This window comes from Planococcus sp. ISL-109 (assembly GCF_018613655.1).
Classification (GTDB): domain Bacteria; phylum Bacillota; class Bacilli; order Bacillales_A; family Planococcaceae; genus Planococcus.
Genome location: NZ_JAGGPW010000003.1, coordinates 88,516 through 114,241, shown reverse-complemented (window position 1 = coordinate 114,241; position 25,726 = coordinate 88,516). Strand labels below are relative to the sequence as shown.

25 protein-coding genes are annotated in these 25,726 nt (G+C 49.6%); 18 read left to right on the top strand and 7 right to left on the bottom strand.

Annotated features, from left to right (window positions below; translation table 11 throughout):
• Positions 1–10: 10 nt before the first annotated feature.
• From J7E21_RS01260 to J7E21_RS01250, 3 genes are all read left to right on the top strand, one after another.
• A complete protein-coding gene (locus tag J7E21_RS01260) occupies positions 11–490 on the top strand; it encodes a PaaI family thioesterase (RefSeq protein ID WP_215104003.1) in 480 nt (159 codons plus the stop codon).
• A gap of 132 nt (positions 491–622) precedes the next feature.
• Positions 623–1,573 carry an ATP-grasp domain-containing protein gene (locus tag J7E21_RS01255; RefSeq protein WP_215104000.1) on the top strand — a complete coding sequence of 317 codons (951 nt, stop codon included), beginning with the start codon at positions 623–625 and terminating at the stop codon, positions 1,571–1,573.
• A 159-nt stretch (positions 1,574–1,732) separates the two neighbouring features.
• On the top strand, positions 1,733–1,942 hold the full coding sequence (locus J7E21_RS01250) for a hypothetical protein (protein ID WP_215103998.1): 210 nt from the start codon (positions 1,733–1,735) through the stop codon (positions 1,940–1,942).
• 4 nt (positions 1,943–1,946) lie between these two features.
• On the opposite strand, the gene J7E21_RS01245 is transcribed toward J7E21_RS01250, so the two are convergent.
• Positions 1,947–2,252, bottom strand: coding sequence for an SAM domain-containing protein (locus tag J7E21_RS01245; RefSeq protein WP_215103996.1), 306 nt, complete (start codon positions 2,250–2,252; stop codon positions 1,947–1,949).
• A 128-nt stretch (positions 2,253–2,380) separates the two neighbouring features.
• Here J7E21_RS01245 and J7E21_RS01240 point away from each other — a divergent pair, with 128 nt between their 5' ends.
• Positions 2,381–3,058, top strand: coding sequence for a hypothetical protein (locus J7E21_RS01240; protein ID WP_215103994.1), 678 nt, complete (start codon positions 2,381–2,383; stop codon positions 3,056–3,058).
• A gap of 72 nt (positions 3,059–3,130) precedes the next feature.
• Here the strand turns inward: J7E21_RS01240 and J7E21_RS01235 are convergent, their stop codons facing one another.
• Positions 3,131–3,400 (bottom strand): GNAT family N-acetyltransferase, encoded by a 270-nt coding sequence (locus tag J7E21_RS01235; RefSeq protein ID WP_215103992.1) that lies wholly within the window; start codon positions 3,398–3,400, stop codon positions 3,131–3,133.
• A 98-nt stretch (positions 3,401–3,498) separates the two neighbouring features.
• On the opposite strand from J7E21_RS01235, the gene J7E21_RS01230 reads away from it, so the two are divergent.
• Entirely contained in the window at positions 3,499–4,431 is a 933-nt protein-coding gene (locus J7E21_RS01230; RefSeq protein ID WP_215103990.1) for a catalase family peroxidase, read from the top strand.
• A 15-nt stretch (positions 4,432–4,446) separates the two neighbouring features.
• Here the strand turns inward: J7E21_RS01230 and J7E21_RS01225 are convergent, their stop codons facing one another.
• From J7E21_RS01225 to J7E21_RS01215, 3 genes are all read right to left on the bottom strand, one after another.
• Positions 4,447–5,826 (bottom strand): Glu/Leu/Phe/Val family dehydrogenase, encoded by a 1,380-nt coding sequence (locus J7E21_RS01225; protein WP_215103988.1) that lies wholly within the window; start codon positions 5,824–5,826, stop codon positions 4,447–4,449.
• A 182-nt stretch (positions 5,827–6,008) separates the two neighbouring features.
• Entirely contained in the window at positions 6,009–7,499 is a 1,491-nt protein-coding gene (locus tag J7E21_RS01220; RefSeq protein ID WP_215103986.1) for a glycine betaine uptake BCCT transporter, read from the bottom strand.
• A gap of 687 nt (positions 7,500–8,186) precedes the next feature.
• Complete coding sequence (locus J7E21_RS01215) at positions 8,187–8,750, bottom strand: SLOG family protein (protein WP_215103984.1); 564 nt, start codon at positions 8,748–8,750, stop codon at positions 8,187–8,189.
• 117 nt (positions 8,751–8,867) lie between these two features.
• On the opposite strand from J7E21_RS01215, the gene J7E21_RS01210 reads away from it, so the two are divergent.
• The 11 genes from J7E21_RS01210 to J7E21_RS01160 all read left to right on the top strand — a co-directional run bounded on the left by J7E21_RS01210 (position 8,868) and on the right by J7E21_RS01160 (position 20,014).
• The gene (locus tag J7E21_RS01210) at positions 8,868–9,824 is read left to right on the top strand and encodes a threonine ammonia-lyase (RefSeq protein ID WP_215103982.1); all 957 of its coding nucleotides are present in this window, start codon (positions 8,868–8,870) and stop codon (positions 9,822–9,824) included.
• Between the two features lie 151 nt (positions 9,825–9,975).
• Entirely contained in the window at positions 9,976–10,749 is a 774-nt protein-coding gene (locus J7E21_RS01205) for an SDR family oxidoreductase (RefSeq protein ID WP_215103980.1), read from the top strand.
• 59 nt (positions 10,750–10,808) lie between these two features.
• Positions 10,809–12,569: an acyl-CoA dehydrogenase family protein gene (locus J7E21_RS01200; protein ID WP_215103978.1), complete on the top strand. Its 1,761-nt coding sequence runs from the start codon at positions 10,809–10,811 to the stop codon at positions 12,567–12,569.
• 12 nt (positions 12,570–12,581) lie between these two features.
• Positions 12,582–13,556 carry a quinone oxidoreductase family protein gene (locus J7E21_RS01195; RefSeq protein ID WP_215103976.1) on the top strand — a complete coding sequence of 325 codons (975 nt, stop codon included), beginning with the start codon at positions 12,582–12,584 and terminating at the stop codon, positions 13,554–13,556.
• Positions 13,553–14,545 carry an MBL fold metallo-hydrolase gene (locus tag J7E21_RS01190; RefSeq protein ID WP_215103974.1) on the top strand — a complete coding sequence of 331 codons (993 nt, stop codon included), beginning with the start codon at positions 13,553–13,555 and terminating at the stop codon, positions 14,543–14,545. The genes J7E21_RS01195 and J7E21_RS01190 overlap by 4 nt, the downstream gene beginning before the upstream one ends.
• Positions 14,542–15,468 carry a ketopantoate reductase family protein gene (locus tag J7E21_RS01185; RefSeq protein WP_215103972.1) on the top strand — a complete coding sequence of 309 codons (927 nt, stop codon included), beginning with the start codon at positions 14,542–14,544 and terminating at the stop codon, positions 15,466–15,468. The genes J7E21_RS01190 and J7E21_RS01185 overlap by 4 nt, the downstream gene beginning before the upstream one ends.
• Positions 15,469–15,558: 90 nt before the next feature.
• The gene (locus tag J7E21_RS01180) at positions 15,559–17,301 is read left to right on the top strand and encodes a carbon starvation CstA family protein (protein WP_215103970.1); all 1,743 of its coding nucleotides are present in this window, start codon (positions 15,559–15,561) and stop codon (positions 17,299–17,301) included.
• A gap of 124 nt (positions 17,302–17,425) precedes the next feature.
• Positions 17,426–17,689, top strand: coding sequence for a cory-CC-star protein (locus tag J7E21_RS01175; protein ID WP_215103968.1), 264 nt, complete (start codon positions 17,426–17,428; stop codon positions 17,687–17,689).
• Between the two features lie 24 nt (positions 17,690–17,713).
• Positions 17,714–18,646, top strand: a complete 933-nt coding sequence (locus J7E21_RS01170) for an ArsA family ATPase (protein ID WP_215103966.1) — start codon at positions 17,714–17,716, stop codon at positions 18,644–18,646.
• Positions 18,647–18,652: 6 nt separating this feature from the next.
• Positions 18,653–19,636, top strand: a complete 984-nt coding sequence (locus J7E21_RS01165) for a zinc-binding dehydrogenase (RefSeq protein WP_215103964.1) — start codon at positions 18,653–18,655, stop codon at positions 19,634–19,636.
• 69 nt (positions 19,637–19,705) lie between these two features.
• Entirely contained in the window at positions 19,706–20,014 is a 309-nt protein-coding gene (locus J7E21_RS01160; protein WP_215103962.1) for a magnetosome magnetite crystal formation protein family, read from the top strand.
• A gap of 596 nt (positions 20,015–20,610) precedes the next feature.
• Here the strand turns inward: J7E21_RS01160 and J7E21_RS01155 are convergent.
• A complete protein-coding gene (locus J7E21_RS01155) occupies positions 20,611–21,051 on the bottom strand; it encodes a YtoQ family protein (protein ID WP_215103960.1) in 441 nt (146 codons plus the stop codon).
• A 71-nt stretch (positions 21,052–21,122) separates the two neighbouring features.
• Positions 21,123–21,344, bottom strand: a complete 222-nt coding sequence (locus tag J7E21_RS01150) for a transcriptional regulator (RefSeq protein ID WP_215103958.1) — start codon at positions 21,342–21,344, stop codon at positions 21,123–21,125.
• A 129-nt stretch (positions 21,345–21,473) separates the two neighbouring features.
• Between J7E21_RS01150 and J7E21_RS01145 the strand changes: the two genes are divergently transcribed.
• Positions 21,474–22,637, top strand: a complete 1,164-nt coding sequence (locus tag J7E21_RS01145) for an exonuclease SbcCD subunit D (RefSeq protein ID WP_215103956.1) — start codon at positions 21,474–21,476, stop codon at positions 22,635–22,637.
• Positions 22,634–25,726, top strand: coding sequence for an AAA family ATPase (locus J7E21_RS01140; RefSeq protein WP_215103955.1), 3,093 nt, complete (start codon positions 22,634–22,636; stop codon positions 25,724–25,726). The genes J7E21_RS01145 and J7E21_RS01140 overlap by 4 nt, the downstream gene beginning before the upstream one ends.

Here is a 25,726-nt window from a genome sequence, read left to right as displayed (position 1 = left end):
GTGAGATCAATTGACCGAAACGATTGAGCACGCAATCCAAGACGAGTACGCAAAAGATTTTGCATGGTGCTACGGGTGTGGAAGGTTAAACGCGGACGGGCTTCACCTCCGGACCGGCTGGAACGGCGATGACACAGTCACCTTGTACGAACCGAGAAAAGAACATACCGCAATTCCCGGATTTGTCTATGGCGGCTTGTTGGCATCACTTGTCGACTGCCATGGTACTGGGTCGGCATCACTGTTCCTGCACCGAAAAAACGGCCACGAACTTGGCAGTGGAGAAGAACCGCCGCGCTTTGTGACGGGTTCGTTGCATGTCGACTTTCTGAAGCCGACGCCGCACGGAAAAACCTTGAAGGCGATCGGCAAAGTTGAAGAAATCCATCCGAAAAAATACAAAGTGATAGTTGAAGTGTTTGCTGAGGACATCAAAGTCGCAAACGGCGAAGTGATTGCTGTTCTTATGCCATCCACTTTCACTTCCTGAAGAAAGCACCGGAGTGGTCCGGTACTTTTTTTATGGCCGTCATTTTCTTTAAAGTCTATAAGGCTTGTAGGGATTAATGGCTTGAGGTATGCTCTATGTATTCAATGGTTAGTATGTGGGGGAGGAATTTTGATGACAGAAAAAGTTTACGTAATTCATGAAAACGAAGAATGGACTGTGCATTTATTCCGGCGCTTAGAAGAGCTCAGGGTGCCTTATGAAGATTGGTTTACGGATACAGGATCGATCGATTTGACGAGTGAGCCGCCGAAAGGAGTTTTCTATAATCGAATGAGTGCTTCTTCGCATACTAGAGGTCATCGCTTTGCACCGGAAATGGCGGAAGCGAAAATTGCTTGGCTCGAACGAAACGGCCGGCGCGTCGTCAATGGCAGCCAGGCATTGCGTCTTGAAGTGAGCAAAGTGAACCAATACATGGCGCTCGATGCAGTTGGTATCCGGACGCCGAAAACGATCGCCGTCAACGGAAAAGAGCAGCTCCTCGCAGCGGCGACAGCGTTCGAGGGAGAGTCGTTCATCACCAAGCATAACCGAGCAGGAAAAGGACTCGGCGTCCGGCTGTTCCATTCGATCGAAGCGCTCCGGGAATATGTCGAAGGGGAAGAGTTCGATGCTTCTGTCGACGGCATCACTTTGCTTCAGCAATACATTCAAGCTGATGAAGCGTTCATCACCCGCTGTGAATTCGTCGGCGGCAAGTTTTTGTACGCGGTGCGCGTCGATACGTCGGAAGGCTTTGAGCTATGCCCGGCGGATGCATGCCGCCTAGAAGACGTCTTTTGCCCAGCGGACGGCGCATCGGAAACGCGGCCGAAATTCCAAATTGTCGAAGGGTTCGATGATCCGATCATTGCCAAATACGAACGCTTTCTTGAAGAAAACGGCATTGAAGTGGCCGGAATCGAATTTATCCAAAACGCTCAAGGCGAGTTGTTCACTTATGACGTCAACACCAATACCAATTATAATGCAGATGCGGAAGCAGCGAGCGGAACGTACGGCATGCTTGAACTGGCGAAGTATTTGGACAAACTGCGCCAGCAGGATCGCGCATTTGTATAATGCATAATCAATGCAAAAAGGACGGAACGGCCAAATTGGCCGTTCCGTCCTTTTTGTTTCTAGCGCATTCAAGAGGGCATCTGCCCTGCTACGTTTACCCATAGCCATTCAAGGGAACGGTTGAAAAAAGGAAACGTTTACCGAAGGGAGTGAAATGTGATGGAAAAAGAGACGCAAGAAACACCAGAATTGGAAGAGCGAACACCTTCCGAACCGGAAGATGTCGTGGATGAAGAAAGCAAAGAATTAAAAACGGCATCGAAGTTCGATGGCATTTATAGCCGTGTCGCTTCGAATCGCATGGAGAATTTGCGGACGACCCATATCGAGAACAAAGCGAAAGAATTGGCGCGCAAAGGACGGCGCTAAGTTATCACTCTGTGTCCGTGCGGGGCAGCTTTTCCATTTCTTTGGCCACTTCAAACGCCAAATCATCGTTGCCGAATGATTGGAGCACTTCAAGCAGGATGTCTCCGCTGATGTCATGTTCGAACGCTTCGGTTTCTTCGAGAGCCGTTTTCAACAGCTCGTTCGGCTGCTGCGCGGGATAAGCGGCCATGTAAATCGCCAACGGGTCGAGCTTGTGGTTGACGCACCACTGGACGAATAGCCGAACCATGGTTTCTTCGTCTTGCTGATACTTTTTGATGATGAAATCTTCGCGGCTTTCGTATTCCATAGCGTTCACTCCTTTAACGCAATGTTAGGATATTTTCACAATAGCAGATAAATCGTTTACTTGCATGGACTTCCGTTATCTTTTGCTCTAAAATAGTCCATAGCACTGATAGTATCGGAGGGGAAAGAATGAAATTACTTCAAGTTCGAAAAGGTCAATTCGTCTATTATGAAAACGAATTGCATAAAGTTTATTCCGTAAAACCGCTCGCCAAGAAATCGGTTCTGATGTTCCGCATCAAAGACATGGAGCAAGTAGCGAGCCGCGCAGAGGAAGTGACACTCTACAAACCGAAGCATATGGATTCGTTCCTGTTCTTCGGAGAGCGCTACACATTGCGTGAGGATGTTCATGCAGAAGAGGGCGGTTATATCCTGATCGCTAAGCCGGATCCGGATTACATGGATCATTATTCCCTTAATGAGTTCGAGAAAATCGAATCAGTCGAAGGCAAGAATGTCATCACGACGAGACAGAACACGGTCAAATCGAGAGAATTCTTTGTTATGGTGCCCGGTGATGAAAAAGGCAGCAATGACATCGCATATTTCGACAAATCCAAAGTATCGGGAGACCAAAAGCAGCGGGACGCACAGCTCGCAGAAGACCTGCGGGATAAGAGCGCGATTCGCCCTTCAATCGGCGATGTCTATCTGAACCTCGATAACGCTGGAACAGCAATGGTCGTCGCAATCATCGGCGAAGAAGTGACGCTTGGCACAGGCGATCGCCTCACTTTCCACGATCTGCATAAAGCGGATAACTGGAGCTATCTTTATAATGTAGCAGACGGAGATTTCCGATAAGAAAAAACGACAGCCAACTAGGCTGCCGTTTTTTTTTTTGGTTCCAACTATGCGCCGCATGAGCGCGTTACGTTATTTTGCTAAGACGTCTTGGTATTCTTCGGTCCGTTCGATTACTGTTTTCGCATACGGACATTGGGGATCCAGTGATTTTCCGTCATTGCGTGCATGTTCGACCAATTTGCCGACCAGTTGCTTGCCCATGCCCTGTCCGCTAAGTTTCGGTGCGACTTCGGTATGGTCAATGGTCAACACATCCCCATTTTCTTGATAGCTGACAAAGCCGAGTTCTTCTGGACCGTCGAGCAAGGTGATGCGGTTGTCTTGGTGTTGAAAATCCATTCCAACTTCCTCCTTTTTGTTAATAACTCTATTAAAGGGTATTCCCGTTCTTTTCGATTGTATGCATAGAGGGTATGAAACAATAAGGAGGGGATGGCATGGAAGCAAACAAAAAGGCACAACGGGCAATCGATCAAATAGAACAAGTTTTCGGTGAACATAAAGGATACCGCCGGGCACATGCAAGAGGGGCCGGCTACAAAGGAACCTTTCAAGGCAGCGGACAAGCGGCCAGGCTGACGGATGCCGCTCATTTCCAACAAGGAACGGTGCCTGTGTTCGTGCGCTTTTCGCATTTTTCACCGGACCCGACCTGGACGGATGCGATGTCGCCGGTCAAAGGCATGGCGGTCCAGTTTACGCTCGGTCCGGAACAAGTAACGAATATCGTATCGGTTACGTCTCCCGTGTTTTTCACACGTTCACCGGAGCGATTTTTGGAAATGCTCGAAGTGTCCAGGTCGTTTCAGAAAGGCCGCCCAAAATTAGGCGAGTTGGCGGAGCTGCTGACGGACTTTCCGGAAGTCCGGGCCATGTTTGCGAGCGTGCGGAAAATGACTGTCCCGGAAAGCTTTGCGACCGGGGTGTACCACTCTATCCATGCATTTTATTTTGAGAAAGGCAGCGCGAGGCGTGCAGTCAAATACGTCTTTGAACCGGATGCCGGAGACGGAAAATTGTCTTTGAAGGACATGAAAGATGTTCCGTTCGGTTATTACGAACATGAATTAGCTGAACGCATCGCAGATGGACCGGTGCATTTCAATCTTTATGCCATTCTCGGGGAACCGGATGACCCGACGGACGATCCGACGCGCGAATGGCCAAAAGAGCGTGAGCGCGTCTATCTCGGGCGATTGCAAATCGAAGCGGAAGACGACAAGGCGCAGCAAGCGCTTTACGATCCGACCGTTATGACAGCGGGAATTGCCTGTTCGGACGATCCGATCTTGCAGTTCCGGCGGTCCGCGTATCGTTATTCGCACGAAAAGCGCACAACAGAAAACAAAAAAGACAGCCCGCTGGCTTGAGCGGACTGTCTTTTTTTAATAGAGCTTGCCTTGTTTATGCAGCACAGTAGATAAGCGTTGAACGGCATGGATAAAGCAATTTTCACGCAGCGGATATGGATCCCCGAAATATTGCGGGAGAATTGTATCCATCGTTTCCTGCATTTTTTCCAACAGTAAGCGGAACACTTCCGTCTCTTCATGATACTGGGTCTCGCGCCCTTGCAACCATTCGAGATAAGAGACGATGACACCGCCGGCATTCGCTAAAATATCCGGAATGATGATGACGCCTTTATCGCTTAAGTAGGCGTCCGCGTCGCGCGTCGTTGGTGCGTTGGCACCTTCTACGATGATTTTGGCTTGAATGTCTTGCATATTGCCTTTGTGGATCTGGTCTTCAAGTGCTGCCAAGATGAGCACATCAACAGGCAAAGTCAATAATTCATCGCGTCCGCTAATTTCAGCCGTTACGCCAGCCTGCATGAGCTGTTCTTGATCTGTTGGCAAATCGCCCCGGTTGGTCGCGGTAAAGGCGACGAGGCTTGGAATATCCAATCCTTTTTCATTGTAGAGCGTGACATTGCGGTCGCTGACGGCAATGACTTGATTGTTCAATGACTGGCATCGAACCGCTTCAAGCGCAGCCACAGAGCCGACGTTCCCGAACCCTTGAACCGCCATCTTAAGCGGACGTTCGGCATGCGCTAGTGCAGTTTGGGCGAAAGGATTCCCGGTCTGTTCGAGCTCTTGTTTATGTGCCAAGGCGTAATCATGAATTAGATAGCGGAATGTGAAGTAAACCCCTTTTCCGGTCGCTTCACGGCGGCCGAGCGATCCACCGTTTACGACGCTTTTCCCGGTGAAGCTTCCTAAGTAGGCTTGGCCGTGGTGAATTTTTTTGTATTCCGCCATCATCCAATCCATTTCGCGCTCACCCGACCCCATGTCCGGTGCCGGAATATCTTTGTCGGGGCCGAGGACGTCCGCAAAATAACGTACATATTTGCGGGAGACGACATTCAGTTCCTTTTCACTGTAATTGCGCGGGTTAATGACGATTCCGCCTTTGCCTCCGCCAAATGGCACTTGGTGCAAGGCATTTTTCAAAGTCATCAAAAAGGCCAGATTCACAACTTCTTCTTCGTTGACTCCCTCGTAAAAGCGGATTCCGCCTTTATAAGGCCCTAAGCTGTCATTATGTTGGACGCGGTAGGCAGGCATCCGTTCGATTGTGCCGTCTTCCCGCGGAATTCGCAAGAACGATTTGTGGATATTGTTCGGCGTGGAGATAATAGCGCTTAACGAGTTAAACGCTTGCTTACGCACCCCATCAGTCAAATCGGGTAAGAATTTCTTGTTTTCATATAATGCATCCAGCGAATCCTGGATGATTTGCTTTGTTTCTTCTTCCAATTCAAGCACCTCCAAAAAGTCATTACTTAACCTATACCCTTTCAGCACTTCAATATGCACATAGAAAAAGCCCGCCGTTAAGTTACGGCGGGCCGAGAATTATCCTGCTTTATTGGCCCGTCAATCTCCCGCTTCTCTAAGTGGGAGATTGACGGGCCGTAAAAGTTTGATTGAAGTTCTCTTTATTTTTTGCGCTGCATCAATTGATGCTCTTTATTCAGCGCTTTGAAAAGTGCGATGACCATCAAAATCATGACGAATGAAAACGGCAAAGCCGCAATGATGACGGTGTTTTGTACAGCTGCCAACCCGCCGAGAGAAAGCAAAATCGCAGCGACCAGCGACTGGGCAATTCCCCATAAAATTTTAATCTGGTTACTCGGAAGCAGGGATCCTTTTGTCGACAGCATGCCGAGAACAAATGTCGCGGAGTCTGCAGAAGTGATGAAGAACGTGCTGACGAGTAAGATTGCAATAATCGACATGATCATGCCGAGGGGCAAATTGCTATATGTTGCAAATAAAATTTGTTCAGTCGGGAATGCTGTTAAATCGATGCCGCTTTTTTGGATATCGATAGCCGTTGTCCCGAATGCGCCGAACCAAAGTGAGATAAAAATAGTCGGGGCCAAGACGACGCCGATCAAGAACTCGCGGATTGTCCGGCCTTTGGAAACACGCGCGATGAACATGCTGACGAATGGTGCCCAAGAAATCCACCATGCCCAGTAGAAAATCGTCCAGCCGTCTAGCCAGCTGCGGTTTTCCGCATCAAGTGGAGCGGACTGGAAACTCAAGCCGATCAAGTTTTGGATATAAGCTCCGAATGTTTCAGTGAAGAGATTCAAAATCAAAATCGTCGGGCCGAGAACGAGCACCATAACAAGTAAAGTAATGGCCAGCACCATGTTTGTATTCGACAAATATTTGATGCCTTTGTTTAATCCCGACCAAGCCGAGATGATGAATAATAGCGTAACGACGCCGATGATGACCATTTGCACCCAATTTTCTTGCGGCACGCCGAACAGATAGGCGAGCCCGCCATTAATCTGTGCAGCCCCGAAGCCGAGTGAGGTGGCGACACCGAAAACCGTCGCGAAAACTGCTAAAACGTCAACCAATGTGCCAAGCGGACCGTCCATGCGGTCGCCGAATAACGGCTTCAGTGTAGTCGAAATCAGAGCCGGTTGCCCTTTGCGGAATTGGAAGAACGCAAGCGATAGCGCGACCATGCCGTACATGGCCCAGATGTGGATGCCCCAGTGGTAATAGGTTCGCTGCAAAGCTTCTTTAAATGCTTCATCGGTTCCGACTTCTGCTGTTGCGGGCTGAATGGCGAAATGCGACAGCGGCTCAGAAGCTCCGTAGAAGACGAGCCCGATGCCCATGCCGGCTGAGAAGAGCATGGAAATCCATGTAAAGGTGGAGAATTCCGGGCGGTCCGAGTCACGCCCAAGCCGGATTTTTCCGTAGGGGCTAACAATGATGACGATGACGAGGATCAGAAGAAGTGCCATGATCATTAAATAATACCAGCCGAATGCGGTGTTGATATATGTGCGGATCGAACTGGTAGTTTGTTCAAAGACTTGTGGGGCGAAGACGCCGAAGCCGACAGTCAGAATGACAAGTGCGAATGCGATATAAAAGACTTTAGCTGCTTTGTTCATGGTTCCTCCTATAGATGTTTTTTTAACATAGCTATTAAGGCTATAGGATGATGGAGGAATAGTCAAATGCCAAGCTAAAGCAAGTGTGGAGTTTTATACTCATATACTGATTGTTAGAATCTGGATGTTGCTTTAGGGGGAGTAAATAAAGGTAATATCAATAACAAGATGACGGGTGTTTGGGGTTTGGTGGGATTGAATAGTGGAGATTGCGCTCCAACGGCCGCTTTCCGGGGGGGGGGGGGCGTCGAGCCAATGTGCCGCAAAGTTCGCGCCACATTTGTCTCGTCAGTCCCGCGCAGTCCCCTAGGAGTCGGCCGTTTTCGCTTCATCTTTAGATTTATAGTGGAAAGCAATTTTGTCATCCTCTCAAATCAAAAAGTGAGGCAATAGATGTTCCAACTATTTCCAGTATTCATGACACCAGCTAAGAGGCCAACCCAAAGCGAGCTTGCGAAACCATTTCAGACGACAAGATAAGCGGATTCACACCACGCAAAAAAGTTCCAACAATCTATAACAGTTTGCTCATATAAATAAGTAAAGTCACTAATCCTGAAAAATGAACTGAAGCCGACACTATTTGACCAACTCTCTATAGTACTCATAGCTCTTTCAAAGCTTGCTATCCATATAAATGAACTAATTAAAAGCTGCCCCGAACGATTTGTTCAGGGCAGCTTCGGTTTACCAGTCGGTCCAATCGTTTTGCTGTTCTTCTTCCGCGATGATGCGGAGGTCGTCACCGGAGATGATGAGGATCTCGTATTCCTTTTTTTCGGCGTAGCGCTCCGCTTCCTGTTTGATGAATTTCGGCGAGCCTTCGGTTTCTTCGTCATAGACGAGCAGGATGCCGTCGGAATTGCGCAGGAAGAATTTGTTCTTCTCGATAAACTGCCACGGTGCTTCGTACGGTTTGCTCGTCAAGCTGCGGTGAAAGTCGGCTTGGGATAGCAGGAACTCATATTTCTCCTGTTTTGTTTCGTTCCAGTTCTTCTCCTGATCCTCGAAGGGCGTAAGTATGGCGAAATGCAATTGCGGAAACTCTTCCTGCAAATCAATCACCACTTCCGCGGCCCATGTTTCGACGCCGAGCTGTCCGCTCAGGATGACCCATTCGAGCCCTTCGTCGACGAGCACGCGAATGCGATTTTCAAGCGCTTTTTTGATAAAGCGCACGCCGTCATGCTTGTCATCGGAAATGCCAAGTTCGTGTGGTTTATAACCGGTGACGACTAAGCGTTTGAGCATATCGTCTCCTCCTTTATATTGAATCAGTGTTCCCAGTTTACCGCATTTCGCCCAAGTATGGAGACTAGACAGTTTACTTTGGTGTTATGTTAGGATTTACAAAAAAGGAGTGAGGCTATGGTCAAGCTGGAAAATATCGAGCAGGCGAGAACCGTGATTCAAGGTGTGATTCATGAGACGCCGATTCTTCGGTCGCGTTCGCTTCAGGAAGCGTGGGGGCGGAACGTTCATTTCAAAGCGGAGCATTTGCAGAAAACCGGCTCATTTAAAATTCGGGGAGCAACAAATGCCGTGACCAACGCTGTAGAACATGGGGCGAAGTTGGTGACGGCCGCCTCTTCTGGCAATCATGGACAAGCGGTCGCTTACATTGCGTCCAAGCTCGGCATAAAGTCGGTCATCGTTGTCCCGACGGATGCGAGTCCGGCGAAAGTGGCGGCAATCGAAGCTTACGGTGGACAAGTGGAATACTGCGGCACGACATCAGCGGAACGAATTCCAAGAGCGCAGTTATTGGCAGATGAACAAAGCGGCGTTTACATTCCCCCTTACGACCATGAAGATGTCATCGCCGGACAAGGAACGGTCGGTTTGGAAATTCTCGAGCAAGTGCCCGACGTGGAGATTATTGTCGTGCCGGTTGGCGGCGGAGGTTTAATCGCAGGAATCTTAACAGCGGTCAAGGCGAAGCGTCCGGACGTGTTGGTCATCGGTGCAGAGCCGTCGCTGGCAAATGATACCGAGCTGTCTTTGGAAAACGGAAAAATAACGGCAATCGGCCCGACGGAAACGATCGCGGATGGCTTGCGCACTTCACAGCCGGGCGATCTGACCTTTCCGATTGTCCGGCAGCTGCTGGACGGTCTGGTGACGGTAGAAGAACATGAAATCGCACAGGCAATGCGCGATTTAGCCGTGCGGTCTAAGCAGTTGGTGGAACCGTCTGGTGCTGTGGCGGCGGCAGCCGTCATGGCTGGAAAGGTAGGCGCGCCAGAACAAAAGATTGTTGCGGTGATTTCCGGAGGCAACATTGATCTTGCACGGTTGGCATCACTGCTGGCTGGAGGTAGCTAGCAATAACTTGTGGAACACAGCCGGGCTCTTTCAAAGGGGCTCGGTTTTTTGCGTGGCGCTGTATTGCATATTCCAAATGAAAGCGATAACATAAAGTTTAAGTATTCTGAACATACCGACTAGTTGGTATGGAGATGGAGGGGGAAAAATAATGCATGTAATGGAATTGTTCAACTTGAAAGGCAAGACGGCGATCATCACCGGGGGTGGCAGAGGACTCGGTGCACAAATCGCCGAAGGGTTTGCAGAAGCTGGCGCCAATGTGGTGCTGTGTTCACGGAAAGTGGAAGCGTGCCAGGAAGTCGCGGAACAGTTGGAAGCAAAAGGCGTTAAAACTTTGGCGCTCGCGTGTGACGTCACCAATCCGCAAGACGTCAAAAATGTCGTCGAGAAGACAGTCGAAGCGTTCGGAACGATCGATATTCTCGTCAACAATTCGGGTGCTTCGTGGGGAGCGACGGTATCGGAAATGCCGCTCGAAGCGTGGGAGAAAGTGATGGCGGTCAATGTCACCGGCACATTTCTTATGAGCCAAGCTGTCGGAGAAGTGATGATTCCGCAAAACAGCGGCAAGATCATCAATATCGCCTCAGTCGCAGGGCTTGGCGGCATAGATCCAAAGCTAATGGATGCTATCGGCTATAACACGAGCAAAGGGGCGGTCATTACCTTTACAAAAGATTTGGCTGCGAAATGGGGACATCACAATATCAATGTCAACGCCATCGCGCCAGGGTTCTTCCTGACCAAAATGTCGAAAGCCGTCATAGAGCATGGCCAGGAAGGCTTGCTTGCGAGAACGCCGCTGAAACGCTTCGGAACAGACGAAGACTTGAAAGGCGCTGCGCTATTTTTGGCAGCGAAAGCCTCGGACTATGTTACGGGCGACGTGGTGATGGTCGACGGCGGCATGCACGCGATGTAATAAGCATCGGCAAGGATTGAATCTAGCATACACATGGACTATTAAAGGAGTGCGAGAAAATGAAAGCAGAAGCGAATGTATATCGGGGCGCGGACTTTCTCGTGAAAGGCGCAGGGCCGATCTTCACACCTGAGCAGTTTAGCGATGAACATAAAATGATCGCCAAAACGGCAAAACAGTTTTTGGAAAAAGAAGTGCGTCCGCATAACGAGCGCCTGGAGAACCAAGATTTCGAATTCGTCACGGAGCTCTTCCACAAGGCAGGCGAGATAGGACTGCTCGCACACAGCATTCCGGAAGCATACGGCGGGCTTGGGCTCGACAAAATCAGCAAAGGACTGGTCGGGGAAGCGCTCGGGCCGGCCGGGGGATACGGAGTCGCCCATTCGAACCATACGTGCATCGCGACTTTGCCGATTACTTATTTTGGCACGCCGGCACAAAAGGAATATTACTTGCCGAAGCTCGCAAGCGGAGAGTTTATCGGGGCGTATTGCCTGACCGAACCGGGAGCGGGGTCGGATGCCTTGGCCGCCCAAACGACGGCTGTCTTGAATGAAAGCGGCACACATTACGTTTTGAACGGCATGAAAATGTATATTACCAATGCCGCTTTTTCAGATACATTCATTACATACGCCAAAGTCGGCGGTAAAGCATTCACGGCGTTTATCGTCGAAAAAAAACATTCCGGGCTGTCGCTCGGTCCGGAAGAGAAGAAAATGGGCATCAAAGGATCGTCGACGCGTCCTGTTATTTTCGAAGACTGCGAAGTGCCGGTGGAAAATGTACTTGGTGAGATTGGAAAAGGCCATATTGTTGCGCTGAATGTCTTGAATCTCGGACGCTTTAATTTAGGCTCTGCCTGCATGGGTGCTGCGAAATTCAGTTTGTCGCTGGCGCTCGGCTACACGCAGGAGCGCCGCCAGTTCAACCGCGCCATTTCAGAGTTTGCGGCTACGAAAGAAAAAGTGGCGTCGATGGCGCTGCGCATTTTCGCTTTGGAATCGCTGCAATACCGGACAGCCGGCTATTTAGAAGAAGCACTCGGCGGCTTATACGATTCACAGGACCACGCATTGATCGCGAAATGGATGATGGAATACGCGACAGAATGCGCAATCTGCAAAGTGTACGGATCGGAGACTTTGGATTTTGTAGCAGATGAGAGCTTGCAGTTGTTCGGCGGCTACGGCTATATCAAGGAATACAAAATCGAGCAAGTGTACCGCGACTCGCGCATCAACCGCATATTCGAAGGCACCAACGAAGTGAACCGTTTGCTCATTCCGGGCAATTTATTGAAAGCGGCAGCGAAAGGGACATTCGATCTTGAAGCTGCGTCCAAACAATCCTTTGCGGAAATGCAGACACCGGAAATTCCGTATATAGGGACGCTTGCCCGCGAGACGGAAGCGGTGCAAGCAATGCGGCGCGTCTTCCTAAGCTGCCTCGGGCTCGCCGCGAAAGCTCATGGTGCTGACATCGGAAATGAGCAGGAGACGCTATTGAAGCTGGCGGACATAGCGATTACGTTGTATGCAGCTGAATCGGCAGTCGCCCGGACTCACCAGGCGCAAGAAAGCGGGCAAGCGGCGGCGCATAAAGTGGAAATGACGCAAGTACTCATCGACGATTCGTTATTGGAAGTCGAAATGCTGGCGCGAAAAATAATTCAAGGAACCGAAGAAGCGGAACAACTTGCACACTTTACAGCAGCGGTGACAGCTGAACTCAGCCGCCTGCAGCGCGGCGGCACCATTGCGGCAAAACGGCGCTTAGCGGAAACGGTCTACAAGGCAGGACAGCACATTAGCTGAGGGGGAAAAGAAATGAAAGTAGTGAAATTTGAACAATACGGCGGTCCGGAAGTGCTTCATTATACAGATGCAGAGCGGCCAAGACCGAAGAGCGGAGAAGTGCTGGTCGAGGTGAAGACGGTTGGTGTCAATTACGCGGACACAGCAAGGCGCGAAGGGAAATATGTCGTGCCGACCCAATTGCCTTATATACCGGGATCAGAAGTGGCCGGTGTGGTTGTCGAAACAGGATCTGGTGTTACTCGTTTTGAAAAAGGCGACCGTGTCGTGGCGTTGATCGAATCCTCGGGCTACGCAGAATATGCGGCAATTCCCGAGCAGATTTTAACGCCGGTACCAGAAGGTGTCAGTTTTGAAGAAGCAGTCGCTTTGCCTTTGCAAGGGTTGAGCGCATATCACATCCTCAAAACGATGGGCCGCCTGGAACCAGGCGAAACGGTGTTAATCCACGCGGCTGCAGGCGGCGTTGGGACAATCGCGGTACAGCTCGCGAAAATTTTTGGGGCCGGAAAAATTATCGCGACGGCAAGTACGGAAGAAAAGCTGTTCCATGCTGAGAAGATGGGGGCGACCCATTTGGTGAATTATAGCGAAGACGGCTGGGTAGAGCGCATTAAAGAAATCACGGAAGGCAAAGGCGTCGATGTCGCACTGGAAATGGTCGGAGGTACGGTGTTTAACGACACATTGAAAACCTTGGCGCCGTTTGGCCGCTTGGTCATTTTCGGGGCGGCAAGCGGGGAGCAAGCCACATTCGCACCGGGGCAATTGATGAAGCGCAACCAGTCGGTCATCGGCTTTTTCCTGCCGCAAATTATGCGCAAGCCGGAATTGTTCCAAAGGAGTTTTCAGGAGTTGCTCGAATACATGAATAGCGGCCAGTTGAAATTGACAATCGGTGGCACGTATCCACTCGAACAAGCGGCTGATGTGCACGAATTGCTGCAAGGTAGGAAAACGATCGGCAAGCTGGTGCTCAAACCATGACCGATGCGCTGCAAGCACAAGCCCAATCGGTTCTGGAAGAATTAGGATTGAAACTTGTTAGGCATCCACTGCCGTTTCGCTTGAATCACGTCAATTGCTTTCTTGCGGAAGGTGATGACGGTTGGACGATCATCGATGCGGGCCTTAACAATGACGTTTCGAGAGAGTTGTGGGAGCGCGAAATCGGCGATAAGAACGTTACGCAGATTTTGCTGACGCATTATCATCCGGATCATTTCGGCTATGCCGGCAGCCTGCAAAAGAAAACCGGAGCACATGTCTCTATGAGCGAAACCGATACAAAAGCGGGTGTAAAATCGTGGGATGATGAGTTTATTAAGGATTTGCCCGGCTATTATGAAGCAGCCGGAATTCCAGAAGCAGCTGCGCAGGAAATGGTCGACAATACGCAAGCTTTTCAGCCGCTCATTTTTCCGCTGCCGGAAGTGAATCATTATTTCGAGGAAGGAGAAATGGTCCGGATCGGGCGCTTTGACTATGAAGTGTTAGTTGTTCCGGGCCATTCAGATGGCATGGTGTGCTTTTACCAACGGGAGAAAAATGTGCTGTTGTCGGCCGATCACATTTTGCCGCGCATCACACCGAATATCTCGTATTGGTTCCACGGAGATCCGAATCCGCTTCTTACATATATGAATTCCTTGAGAAAAGTCCGCAAACTGGATGTGCATTGGGTCATTCCATCCCACGGCTTTCCGTTTCAAGGGGCGAACCGCCGAATCGACGAATTGCTTGCCCACCACGAAGAGCGTTTGGAGGCGACTTGGCAGATGCTGGAGCAGCCGCTGACGATTTTTGAAGTGCGCAAGCGCCTATTCGACCGGCCGCTGACAGTCCATGAAATGCGTTTTGCCGTTGGAGAAACTCTGGCGCATCTTGAATATTTGCGTGCGGACGGAAGATGCGAACGGACAAAAGATGTTGAGCGCTGGGTTTATAAACAAATTGAAAAGGATGTGGCACAATGAGAATGTTAATGGTGGGAGCTGGCGGAATCGGAGGTTATTTCGGTGCACGATTGCTGGAAAAAGGGGAAGACATTACATTTTTAGTTAGAGAAGGGCGCAAAAAAAATATTGAACAACAAGGCTTGCGCGTCAATAGCCAACACGGAAATCTGCATCTCCAGCCGGCTCTTTTGACGAAATCGATGCAAGCTGAACCGTTCGACGCCGTCCTCTTATCGACGAAAGCATATCATCTCGAACAAGCTATTGAAGATATCCGGCCGTTTGTCGGCGAACAGACGATGATCTTGCCGTTATTGAATGGCATTGCGCATGTCGATAAACTCGTGTCGGCATTCGGTGAAGATGCGGTTATCGGAGGCTTATGCTTTATCGAAACGACAATCGGCGAGGACGGTTCGATTGTCCAGACGAGCCCGATCCATCAACTAGTTTACGGGGAACGCAGCGGTGAGCGGACAGCGCGCATCGACAAACTGAAATCACATTTTGACGATACGAAAGCAGAGTTTGTCTTGAGTGAAAATATCGATCAGGACATGTGGCATAAATATATGTTCATCACTGCGATGTCGGGCATCACATCGCTCATGGAATCACCGATCGGCCCGATTCGCGAACTGCCGTCTGGCCAAGCTGCCATCAAATCACTGCTCGAGGAACTGGAAGCGGTAATGACGGCAATTGATGCGCCGATTAAACACGGCATCGCAAGCATCCAGCTCGATAAAGTGAATAGCATGGACGCAAGCATGAAATCATCGATGCAGCGCGATATGGAGAAGGACCAAGGAATTGAAGCGGATCATTTGCAAGGCCATCTGATAGAGAAAGCGCACGAGACAAATGTCTTTGTACCGGTGTTGGAGACAGTTTACACGAAATTGAAACTATATGAGGCAAATAGAAATATGGAGAAATAAAAAACAGAACATTTACAATATTAAATTCCTACTCTATGCTTAAACAAGCAATGCAGAAATTTCGAAAAATAGATAAGGGAGTTGGGAAATGTGAATGCAATTGTTTTAGCTGCTATGGGACTATTTATATTCGTTCTCGGATACCGGTTTTATTCCAAGTTTGTATCAGAAAAAATCTTTAAGCTCGACCCGAATTACGTCACACCAGCACACCGTTTTAAGGACGGCGTCGACTTTGTGCCGACCAATAAATTCGTCCTTTGGGGACATCACTTTACATCGGTTGCAGGGGCTGCACCGATTCTCGGGCCAGCTATTGCCGTTTATTGGGGCTGGCTGCCGGCTGTATTGTGGGTCGTTTTCGGTACCGTCTTTGCAGCAGGTGTCCATGACTTCGGAACGCTTGCTCTGTCGGTCCGCAACAAAGGCCAATCTGTCGGAACGCTTGCGCATCGACTCATCGGCCAGCGCGGAAAGATTTTGTTCTTATTTATCATCTTGATCTTGGTTCTGATGGTCAATGCGGTATTCGCATGGGTTATCGCAAACTTGTTCATTTCGTATCCGGCAAGTGTCATCCCGGTCTTTATCCAGATTCCACTCGCCCTTTGGATCGGCTATGCTGCATACAAGCGCAACATGAAAATGCTCATCCCTTCTTTGATAGCGCTTGCAATCATGTACGGAACGGCAATTGTCTCCAGCCAAGTGGAATTCCTGCAAATTGACCTGGTCCGCTATATGGGCGGAGCAGAAGGAGCCGGTTTGTTCGGGCTTGGCGCAATTTCCAGTGCGTTCTTTATCTGGATTGTCGTGTTGATGGTCTACGTTTACATTGCCTCCACTTTACCGGTTTGGAAACTTCTCCAGCCGCGTGATTTTATTAACTCTCACCAATTGATTGTTGGTCTGGCAATTTTGTATCTTGGGCTTTTGTTCACAAACCCGGAGATTACAGCACCGGCAACTAACCCGGGTGCAGACGTTTCTTGGTTCCCGTTGCTCTTTATTACCATTGCCTGTGGCGCGATTTCCGGTTTCCATGGACTCGTTTCTTCAGGAACATCTTCAAAACAGCTTGATAAAGAAACCGATGCGCGTTTTGTCGGTTACCTTGGGGCTGTTGGTGAAGGGGTGCTTGCACTCATATCGATCATCGCAGTTATTACACTATTCCCGAACCGCGAAGCATTTAGCGCATCTTACAGCAGCTTTGCAGAAGCAAGCAGTGGAGGTCTCGGCAACTTTATCGAAGGGGCAACAATGCTTGCGTCCGGATTAATGATTCCGGGATCTGTCGCATCGACAATCGTATCGATCATCGTCGTTTCGTTCGCAGCCACAACTTTGGATACGTCCGTACGACTAATGCGTTACATCATTTCAGAGTTAGGTGTCGAATACAACGTGCCACAGCTTGAGAAAAAACACGTTGCAACAAGCATCGCGGTTCTTTCCAGCATGGCGCTCGTCATTTTGCCGGAAGGGCCGAACGGATTCGGTTCAGGCGGTTACTTATTATGGCCGCTATTCGGTACAGCGAACCAGCTGCTTGCCGGAATAAGTTTACTATTGGTTTCAATCTGGCTCCGGAAGCTTGGTCGAAATTACATGATCACCATTATTCCGATGGTGTTCTTGATGTTCATGACGCTGTGGGCAATGTTCCAGCAAGTGTTCCTGCAGTGGGCTTGGTACAATGATCAGCCGAACACTTTGCTCTTTGTTTTCGGTGCCATCATCTTCGTCTTCACGATTTGGATCATATTGACTGCAACACAGGCGCTCATGAGCAAATCAAATCCTGGATTTTCAGACGAAGATTTGAAATAATAGCAACAAAGGCGTACGCCATTATTGCGCGTTCATCCAAAGGACTGTTCATTATCATAGGAAGAAATGCCAAGGGATCATATTCATTTGATCCCTTGTACTTTTTTCAGGAAGAGGTGCTGTTATGCCGATAAGTGACAAGCTGAAAAAACTAATCAACTGGTATGAGGCTGTGCTTGAACACCCGCACCGAACGGAAATCGCCCGGGAACTTCGTAGTGAAGACGATTTGTTCTTGTTGATGCTGTATTCGGAAATGCTCGGCATCCCGAATCCGGTCTATTACTACACGCTCGAGCTTTACCCGTACATGATCGAAGAATTCCATGACTGGCATTTGCGCATGGGCATGGAAAAATCACCGCTGTCTGGAATTCGTTGCTGTTAAATTTTGAAGAAACGAGGGAACCTAATGGACGTGTTATCCAAAAGCATCATTTTCGTGGGAGGTAAAGGCGGTGTCGGTAAATCCACATCCGCAGCAGCCATCGCATGGCAAGCTGCGAAATCAGGATTTAGGACGTTGTTGATCTCAACAGACCCGGCACATAATGTCGGGGACATCTTCAACGAGAACATCGGCGGCCGAACGAAAGAAATCGCTGACAATTTATACGCGCTTGAAATCGATCCCGAAATTGAAACGGAAAACTACATCAAGGGAGTCAAAGAAAATATTCGCGGCACAGTCCACACGAGCATGATGGAAGAAGTGAACCGCCAGCTCGATACCGCAAAAGCATCACCTGGAGCCGACGAAGCGGCGCTTTTCGACAAACTGATCCACATCATCCTCGAAGAACGCCAGCATTTCGATAAGCTCGTGTTCGACACGGCGCCGACAGGGCACACCATTCGCCTGCTGTCTTTGCCGGAACTGATGGGCGTCTGGATCGAAGGCTTACTCGAAAAGCGCCGCAAGACGAACGAAAACTACACGGCGCTGTTGAATGACGGGGAACCTCGGGAAGACCCGATCTACGATGTGCTGCGCGAACGCCAGGAGCGCTTCTCGAAAGCGCGCGATATTTTATTGGACGAGAAACAAACCGGTTTTATTTTTGTATTGAACCCGGAGCGCCTGCCGATTCTGGAGACGAAAAAAGCATTGGAGCTTCTCGATAAATACCATCTGCACGTCAAAACTTTGATCATCAATAAAGTGCTTCCCGAAGAAGTGGAAGGCGCGTTTTTCCAGGAACGCAAAAAGCACGAAACAAAGTATATGGACATGATCAAAGAAACATTTCCGAAGCAGCAGTTGTTGTATATTCCGCTGTTTTCGCAAGACATCATCAGCAAACAACAATTAGAACAGTTCAGCCAACATTTTCAGGAAGGGTGACGCAGTTTGAAAGCATTTGTTATGGAAGCAGGACAATACAAATCGAAAGATATGCCAGAACCCGAAGCGCAAAAAGGCGAAGTGGTTGTAAAGATCCGCGATGCCGGCATCAACCGCCGGGACCTCGGCCTCTTGAAGCGCTATGGCGATAATCCGGAAGCATTGATCATCGGCTCGGATGCAGCCGGTGTCGTCGAGTCGCTCGGTGAAGAAGTCACGGGCTTTGCAGTCGGCGATGAAGTGATCATCAATCCGGGGCTCCGCTGGGAAACGAACAGTGACGCACCGCCAGCAGGATTCGATATTCTCGGACTGCCGGACCATGGAACTTTTGCTGAAAAAATCGCCATTTCTGCAGAGCAACTGGAGAAAAAGCCGGCACATCTGACGTGGGAAGAAGCGGGCGGCCTCGCACTGCCGGCATTGACCGGCTACCGTGCGTTGTTCACGAAAGGGCAATTGAAACAAGGCGATACCTTGTTCATTCCGGGTGCCGGAAGCGGGGTTGCAACATTCCTTATCCAATTTGCGAAAAATGTCGGTGCGACGGTCATCGTCACGTCAAGAAACGAAGGAAAACGCAAGCGTGCACTGGAAATCGGTGCCGATATCGCGATTCCGACCGATAGCGATTGGGTGAAAGAATTGGAAGGCCAGAAGATTGACTTGGTCATCGACAGTGTCGGCGGCGCAACGTTCAACCGCTCGCTGGATGTGTTGAAAAAAGGTGGACGCATCGTCATTTTCGGTGCGACGACATCCGATAACGTCGATTTCAATTTGCGCAGCTTTTTCTATGGACAATATCAGCTGTTCGGTTCGACGATGGGCAGCCGCGAGGAATTGCGCGATATGATCAAACATATCGAACAGTATGAAACGCATCCTGTCGTGGATCGGGTGTTCGAGTTGGGGCAGGCACAGTCCGCTTTCGATTATTTGGCGGACGGCAAACAATTCGGCAAAGTCGTTCTGCGTGTTTCGGAATAAAAGTTGAAACTTTTTTGATGGCCAACCGTATATAAGGATAAGAAAGCAATTTGACTGGAGGTTATTATTATGGAGAATACAGGAATGAAAGTACTCGTCCACGCCAGTGCGTTTTTCGCTCCGTTCATTGTCCCGGTTATTGTCTTTATCCTTGCGGCTGACCAGGAAGTGAAGAAGCTGTCGATTCAAGCATTACTGTTCCAATTGGTCATGGGCGCGCTGATTTTCGTTTCCAGCTTGCTGACCGTCGTGCTGATCGGGTTCCCGCTGTTGCTGTTGTTCGGCGCTATCGGTATTATCGTACCGATCATCGCGATCATCAAAGCTTTGAACAACGAGCCATACGATTACCCGGTAGTGGGTGCATGGTACCGATAATGGAATACGCGTAAATCACAAAGGCCGCCGAGAAATTTCTCGGCGGCCTTTGTGAGATGAATTATGTAAAGGAATGGAGAAGGTATAGTAAATTTTTGTGTAGGTGGAGATTGCGCTCCAATCGGACGCTTTCCGGAGGGCTCGCATTGAGCCGCTTCGTCGCTGGCGCTCCTGCAGGGTCTCAATTGTCTCGCTAATCCTCCCGGAGTCGCCGATTTCCACTTCATCTCTAAGTCTACAGTGGTAATAAAATTTGGCATTTTTTCAAATCAGCATCTTAATAGATATGTGAATCAGTAAAAAGTTCAAAAGTATTATTCTTTTTTTCAGGTTCTGGTAAACTAAAATATTATTTTCTCAGAATTTGCTTCACCAACTAAGCGACATAACCAAAGTGGACGAATTATATAGTAGAAAACATGTTTCACTCGCCTCTGTCAAAGAAATATCAAAGCCTCTCGCGCTGACCCAGAGCGAGGCGGCGAATATTCGGGTGATGAGAAAATGAACATCTTCACATTTGTTCATTCAAGCTCAAACTAGCACCCATATACATCAAAACAAAAAGTGCAACGGCCGGAGCCGCTGCACTTTTTTTATTCGAAAATATAAGTTAGCGCTTTGATCGCCTGGTCGCATGTTTCGACGGTGGCGTTCGCTTTTTGGGACAGTTCTTTTAACGGGTGGTGCAGTTTTTCCGGGCGGATCACGATGAGCGGCTTGCCAGATGATAAGGCAGTGCTTGCGTCCATCGCCGTGTTCCATTGCTTATACTGTTCGCCGAATAAGGCGATGGTCAGGTCCGCTTTTTCCATCAGCACGCTCGTGCGTAAATTATTGAAGCTTGATGCGGCGGCGTCTTTAAAGATAGCGTTCGGCTGTTCGCCGAGGATTTCCTCGCCGATATTATCGGAGCGGTCATGGTCTTCCATCGGGCCGACAAAATCGATCGGCAAGTTGAGTGCCAAGGATTTCTTTTTGATTTCTTCGCGCCAAGTGCTGTGAATTTCTCCTGCAAGATAAACGGTTAATCTCATTCTTCTCACCCTCCATTTTCCATTTCTTCTTAGTTTAGCATAAAGAGAAAATTCAAACAGGGAGAGTGCCTTCAGACGATTTGGCGTTGTTTCGTTTGGAGTGGCATGAGTGAAAGCACGTGGCTGATTTTGAAGTGGCGCTTTTCACGGCGCAAAAAGCAATAGGCCTGGAACGAGTCGCCGCTGACTTTCAGGATTTTGACACGGCGTTTGCTGATGGTGCCATCGTTTGCCATATACATCATTTCGATCATTTGTTGGTATTTGAACGCTTTTAATAGCTGTACTTTCATCATAACCCTCCTTGTATAAGAACGTTTGTTCTCATTATATGCCAAACAGGGTAATGAAACAAGTGAAATGAATCGTGTATAATGGAACGAACGTATATTCTTTTGTACATGAAGAAAGGGGTTCTTTCGATGAAATTCATCCATACCGCCGACTGGCATCTAGGGAAACTGGTGCAGGGCGTCCATATGACGGAAGACCAGCGATTTGTGCTGGATCAATTGATAAAAACAATCGAATTGGAGCGTCCGGATGTGCTCGTTATTGCGGGTGATTTATATGACCGTGCCGTACCGCCGACAGAAGCGGTGCGTTTGCTTGATGATACGCTCGCGAAAATCGTTTTGGATATGAACGTGCCGGTCATTGCCGTGGCAGGCAACCACGATAGCCCCGGGCGGCTTGATTTCGGGAGCCGGGCGCTGAAGAGTAACGGCCTCCATATCACGGGTCCGATCCGTGCTGCGTCTGAACCAGTTGTTTTGGAAGATGTAGCAGGGGAAGTACATTTCCATTTGGTGCCGTATACCGATCCATCGATGGTGCGCCATGTATTCGAGGATCCGGAAATCAGAACGCATGACGATGCGATGAGAGCGATCACCGGCCGAATTTCAGCTAACATGGATCCATCGGCACGCCACATCTTCGTCGGCCATGCATTTGTAACGCCGCGCGGAGAACAAGAAGACAATACGAGCGATTCCGAACGGCCGCTTGCAATCGGCGGTGCGGAACATGTCAGCGCACAGCATTTCAAGCCGTTTCATTACACGGCGCTCGGCCATTTGCATAAAGCCCATTACGTGTTGAATGAGACGATCCGTTATTCGGGATCGCCCTTGAAATATTCGATTTCAGAAGAGCATCACCAGAAAGGTTTCAACGTAGTCAATTTGGCGGCGGATGGATCAGTTACCGTGGAAAAGCGGCTGTTCCAGGCGAAGCGCGACATGCGTTCGGTCGAAGGGACGATTGCAGAAGTCATGCAGCACTCGAAAAGTGAGGATTATGTTTTTGTCACGTTGCTCGATGAGGCGCCGGTGTTGTATCCGATGGAAAAAGTGCGTTCGGTTTATCCGAATGCGATGCACGTGCAGCGCAAGACTTTTGTGAAAGAAGCGGGGGAGTCGACGCTTGGCTTACGCCGTAAAATGGACCCGATGCAATTGTTCCATGCATTCTACGAAGAAGTGAAAGGCGACAAGCCAACCGAGGAAACAGCGGAGCTATTCGGGGATGTACTGCAGGAATTCCTGCAGGCGGATTCTGAACGGGAAGAGGTGAAGCCATGAAACCGATCAAGCTGACACTGACCGCATTCGGGCCGTACCGGGACAGTGAAGAAATTAATTTTGAAGACCTTGAAGGCAATCGGCTATTTGTCATTTCCGGCAGCACCGGATCCGGCAAGACGAGCATTTTCGACGGCATTTGTTTTGCGCTCTACGGCTCTGCGAGCGGGTCGGACCGCAGTGAAGCGAGAAGTTTGCGCAGTGATTTCGCCAAAGATGCTGTCCATACCGCAGCTGAATTGATTTTTGAAGTGCACGGCACGACATACCGCATTTTACGCCAGATGAGCCACGTGAAACAAGGCAATAAAAGCGCAACGGGGGAACGCTATGAGTTTTTCGAAGTGACGGACGAGGGCGAAAAGCCATGCGTCGAGCGGCAAATCGTCTCGGAACTCAATCGCCGCATCGAGGAGATTCTCGGATTGACGTTTTCCCAGTTCAACCAGATCGTTATGCTGCCGCAAGGGGAATTCCGGAAATTGCTCACTTCGGAAACCGACAACAAGGAAGCGATTTTACGGAAAATTTTCCGCACGGAACCATACCGTCTAGTGGCCGAGCGGCTGAAGCAGAAAAAAGACGAAGCCCAGGAATCATTTAAAGCGGTTCAGCTCCGTTATAAAGAACAAGTGCAGGCAATATCGGCTTCCCTGCCACAGCGTCCATCGCTACTCGCGGATGTGCTCGCGCAAAGCGACTTTCAGCGCAGCCAGTTGCTTGAAGGGCTTGAAGCGGAAGTCCGCTACTACGATACTGAAAGTGTTCGCCTGCACAATAGCTATCAACAGTTATATGATTTCCATAATAAAAAGCTAGCTGAGTACCACGAAGCGAAAGGCTGGAATGAACGCTTTACCGAGTTGGAATCGAAACAGCGGCGTTTGCAGGAACTCGAGTACAAGAGCCCGTCGGTCAAAGAATGGGAAACGCAAGTCGCGGCGGCCGATCAGGCGAGCATGATCACCGGGCTAGAAGAGCAGTTTCTGGAACTTGCGGCCAATGAACAGGTAAAACGCCAAGAGCTGGCAACGGCCGAAACAGCTGAACAGCATGCGCAGCACGTAAGGAAACAGGCGCAACAAGCGGCAACCGCAGAAGAAAGCCGCCACGAACAGCGGCAAGAGGCGCAAGAGGCGCTCATCCGCCTGCGCGATTTAGAAGCAGGCGTGCGGGCACTCGAGCAGCAGCGTCAAACGGTCAAGCAGTTGGAGCAAGCGGCAGTTGCTGCGAAAAATGTGCAGCAACAAATAGATAAACAAGCGGCGGCGGCCAGTGAGCAGGCAGCGCAAGCGAAAACGGCGATCCAGCAGTTGGAAGAAAAGCTGGAGCATTTTGACGGCAAGCGGGATCGGCAAACTCACTTAACGGGAAAACTGCGCGTTTTAACGGATTATCTTCGCTTGGACCAACAGCATGGACAGTTGGCTGAGCAGTTGGCTGCAGATCAAAGCGCGTTCGAAAAAGCGCACAAGAATTACCAGGCGATTGAACATGACTGGTTCGCCAATCAGGCGTCTTTACTCGCCTCGAAGCTTCATGACGGAGAAGCGTGTCCAGTATGCGGCAGTCTCGACCATCCAGCAAAACAGCTGGGCAGCGAAGAGGAAGCAGTGACGCAGGAGACAGTAGAGCTATCCAAGCAGGCTTTGTCGGAAAGCGAGAAAAAGTTCCGCAAAGTGGAAGCATCAGTTGCGGCGGTTCAACAGCAAGTGGCAGCAAAACAACAGGAATTGGATGAAATGTCAGTGACTGTAGATCAAGCAGAAGCACAATTGAAAATGGCACAGTCAGAACAGCGGGTGTTGTCTGAAGAGCTGCAGCAATTGCAGGCGGATAAAGAAGGTTTGCGCCAACTGAAGCTGCATTTCAGTGAGCTCGAACAGCAGCTATCGGCGCTCGAGAAACAGCAAGCGGACAAACGCCAAAGCGAGGCGGACAAGCGCTCTGCCTTTGACACGGCAAAAGCGGTGCTAGAAAGCAAACTGGCAGCCATTCCGCAATCGCTGCGTGAGATATCGGCTCTTCAAATGGAAACGGTACAAGCAAAAAAAGCAAAGGATACATTGGAAGCAGCATGGCAACAAGCACAAACCGATTTGCAAAAGGCCGAACAGCAACTATCGGCCGCCAGTGTGTCGCTCCAGCATGCAAAAAAAAATGCCGAAGAGCTAGAATCGAAGCGCGAAAAGGCACAAAGCCGGTTCTACGAAGCGCTGGAAAAATCCGCTTTCGCCTCACCGGACGCTTACCAGCAAGCTAAGCTGGATGCGCCGCGCTACGAGCAGTTGAAACAGCAAATTGAGCAATACAAGCAGGACCGGCATACGACACAGCGCCAAGTGGCGGAACTGGAAAATTTGCTTGAAGGACGGGAGCAAGTCGATATGTCGGACGCTGAACAGTCGCTGGCTGTACTCAAGTCCGATTATGAACAGGCACTTGCTGAATTGAATGCGTGCAAAGAATACAGAAGAAGAGCCCAAATGTTTTTTGATGCAATTTCTGAGGCATCCGCAAAAGAAGCGGCGGCAGAGGCTGAGTTTGTCCGATTTGTTGATCTGTATGACACGATTCGCGGACAGAATGACTTGAAGTTGTCTTTTGAGCGCTATTTGCAGATCGAGTATTTGGAGCAGATTTTAGAAGCGGCCAATGAGCGGCTGAAACATTTGTCGAATGGGCAGTTTTATTTGACGAGAAGCGACCGGCAGGAAGCGCGCGGGAAGCAAAGCGGGCTCGGGCTGGACGTTTACGATGCCTATACGGGACAAGCGCGCGACGTCAAAACGATGTCGGGCGGAGAGAAATTCAATGCCTCCTTGTGCCTGGCGCTTGGCATGGCCGATGTTATCCAAAGTTTTGAAGGCAATGTTTCGATCGAAACGATGTTCATCGATGAAGGGTTCGGATCGCTGGACGAGGAGTCGCTCGGTAAAGCGATTGAAACTTTGATTGATTTGCAGCGCTCTGGCCGGATGATCGGTGTCATTTCGCACGTCCAGGAATTGAAAGCGGCCATCCCGGCGATTCTGGAAGTGGAAAAGACAAAAGAAGGCATCAGCCGGACGCGATTCCAATTGAAGTGA

Coding starts and splice junctions, on each gene's coding strand:
- J7E21_RS01150 (WP_215103958.1), bottom strand. CDS start 21,344: ATGAAAGTACAGCTATTAAAAGCGTTCAAATACCAACAAATGATCGAA.
- J7E21_RS01155 (WP_215103960.1), bottom strand. CDS start 21,051: ATGAGATTAACCGTTTATCTTGCAGGAGAAATTCACAGCACTTGGCGC.
- J7E21_RS01235 (WP_215103992.1), bottom strand. CDS start 3,400: ATGGATTTTCAACACCAAGACAACCGCATCACCTTGCTCGACGGTCCA.
- J7E21_RS01195 (WP_215103976.1), top strand. CDS start 12,582: ATGAAAGTAGTGAAATTTGAACAATACGGCGGTCCGGAAGTGCTTCAT.
- J7E21_RS01215 (WP_215103984.1), bottom strand. CDS start 8,750: ATGCTCAAACGCTTAGTCGTCACCGGTTATAAACCACACGAACTTGGC.
- J7E21_RS01250 (WP_215103998.1), top strand. CDS start 1,733: ATGGAAAAAGAGACGCAAGAAACACCAGAATTGGAAGAGCGAACACCT.
- J7E21_RS01230 (WP_215103990.1), top strand. CDS start 3,499: ATGGAAGCAAACAAAAAGGCACAACGGGCAATCGATCAAATAGAACAA.
- J7E21_RS01210 (WP_215103982.1), top strand. CDS start 8,868: ATGGTCAAGCTGGAAAATATCGAGCAGGCGAGAACCGTGATTCAAGGT.
- J7E21_RS01190 (WP_215103974.1), top strand. CDS start 13,553: ATGACCGATGCGCTGCAAGCACAAGCCCAATCGGTTCTGGAAGAATTA.
- J7E21_RS01185 (WP_215103972.1), top strand. CDS start 14,542: ATGAGAATGTTAATGGTGGGAGCTGGCGGAATCGGAGGTTATTTCGGT.
- J7E21_RS01145 (WP_215103956.1), top strand. CDS start 21,474: ATGAAATTCATCCATACCGCCGACTGGCATCTAGGGAAACTGGTGCAG.
- J7E21_RS01170 (WP_215103966.1), top strand. CDS start 17,714: ATGGACGTGTTATCCAAAAGCATCATTTTCGTGGGAGGTAAAGGCGGT.
- J7E21_RS01220 (WP_215103986.1), bottom strand. CDS start 7,499: ATGAACAAAGCAGCTAAAGTCTTTTATATCGCATTCGCACTTGTCATT.
- J7E21_RS01160 (WP_215103962.1), top strand. CDS start 19,706: ATGGAGAATACAGGAATGAAAGTACTCGTCCACGCCAGTGCGTTTTTC.
- J7E21_RS01205 (WP_215103980.1), top strand. CDS start 9,976: ATGCATGTAATGGAATTGTTCAACTTGAAAGGCAAGACGGCGATCATC.
- J7E21_RS01175 (WP_215103968.1), top strand. CDS start 17,426: ATGCCGATAAGTGACAAGCTGAAAAAACTAATCAACTGGTATGAGGCT.
- J7E21_RS01140 (WP_215103955.1), top strand. CDS start 22,634: ATGAAACCGATCAAGCTGACACTGACCGCATTCGGGCCGTACCGGGAC.
- J7E21_RS01200 (WP_215103978.1), top strand. CDS start 10,809: ATGAAAGCAGAAGCGAATGTATATCGGGGCGCGGACTTTCTCGTGAAA.
- J7E21_RS01255 (WP_215104000.1), top strand. CDS start 623: ATGACAGAAAAAGTTTACGTAATTCATGAAAACGAAGAATGGACTGTG.
- J7E21_RS01240 (WP_215103994.1), top strand. CDS start 2,381: ATGAAATTACTTCAAGTTCGAAAAGGTCAATTCGTCTATTATGAAAAC.
- J7E21_RS01245 (WP_215103996.1), bottom strand. CDS start 2,252: ATGGAATACGAAAGCCGCGAAGATTTCATCATCAAAAAGTATCAGCAA.